Source organism: Brasilonema octagenarum UFV-OR1, from assembly GCF_963888615.1.
GTDB lineage: Bacteria > Cyanobacteriota > Cyanobacteriia > Cyanobacteriales > Nostocaceae > Brasilonema > Brasilonema sennae.
This window is the reverse complement of record NZ_CAWPKW010000354.1, coordinates 1-1392: the sequence shown is the minus strand read 5'-3', so window position 1 is coordinate 1392 and position 1392 is coordinate 1. Positions and strand designations below refer to the sequence as shown.

General features: G+C 41.0%; 1 protein-coding gene. It reads left to right on the top strand.

What is annotated here, in order from left to right; translation table 11 throughout:
• Positions 1-328 precede the first annotated feature (328 nt).
• A partial coding sequence (locus tag AC5590_RS31890; protein ID WP_248277446.1) for an AAA domain-containing protein occupies positions 329-1392 on the top strand: 1064 nt, incomplete at its 3' end.

Below are 1392 nucleotides of genomic sequence, written 5' to 3'. Positions count from 1 at the left end.
GCACAAAGCTAACCCTAACCATGCAGGTATTATTGTTTGCACAAACGATACTGATAGGAGTCGAATGGCAACTCGGATTAACGAAGCGATTGCTACAGAAGAACCTTTGCTTTGTAAGTTGATTCGTGTGGTACGTCCTGCTAGTTGAAGAAGGTTTCGCCGAAATCGAAAAGCGTAACCATGAAAGATGATTAGGTGTGATTTCTGCTATACAGCACATAATCTGTGCAAATAAAAAAAATATAATTTAGCGCAAAATTTCCGGATTATCCCTGACAACTGTTGTATATAAAGAAGCTAAAGCCAGTACAACAACCAGGAGATAGTTTTGAACGCAGCTAGCAAGGTAGACGCAATTCTCAACGCATGGTTCGATTACATAGCTCTAGATGATTACAGTAACGCCAAGATTGAAGCCAAGAGTGATGCAATAAAACAGGACGGTGTCAGCATAGTAGGCGACCATGTATTAATAGAGCAAGCTACTTTTTTAGAGCTACGAAGAAAAAAAGTTATAGTTACTGAAGGGCAAAAAGGTCAACAGGAAGCAGTGTGGGCATTGTCCTTTCCGCAAGTTTTCGATGTAGAAAAGGGAAAATCTTATCTTTGTCCTTTGTTTAGCTTGGATATTACACCCATCCTTAAAGGAGAGCATCAAGAACAAGGGTGGAATCTAAATGACCTGAAACTCATGGAAGCAGGAGACAACTTAGCCACTTTCCTTGGACTGGATGATGAACAGCGTGAGCAATTGATTACCCAAGATGGCTTACGACCATTTCTGGAAACAACCTTTGAGCTAGAATTTGGAACTTATGAGGAGTGGATCCAGCAGGTTATAATACCTCGTCTCTCTTGTAAGCAGCAGATTAAACGGCAGGCATACTTGTTTAAGTTTAAGGGAGGCACATTTTCTGGCAATCTCAAGCAAGACCTGAAAGAAATCAAGTCAGGCTCAAAAAATTGGTCAAAAGGACATCCAGCTTATGAATATCTATTCGGTGTACCTCAGCTTCCAGAACATGAAGTGACTTACATGGGTGCTTTCCCAACCCATCCACCGACTAACTCGCAACTGATAGCACTAAAACACGCCCAAACTGAACCCATAACGGCTGTGCAAGGACCACCTGGTTCTGGAAAAACTACCCTCATCCTTCATCTTATAGCTCAACAGGTAGTTCAACGCGCACTCACATTGATTGAGAAAGGCGAGGATATCAATAATCTAATAGTTATTAGCAGTACCAACAATAAAGCAGTTGAAAACGTTATTGAAAAGGTAGATGAGTGGTTAAACGATGAATCGTTAAAGCATGATTTTCTCTATCTCAAAGGAGGAAGCAAAACTAATATACAATCATTGGGAGGTGCTGCCGACCAGATACAGAA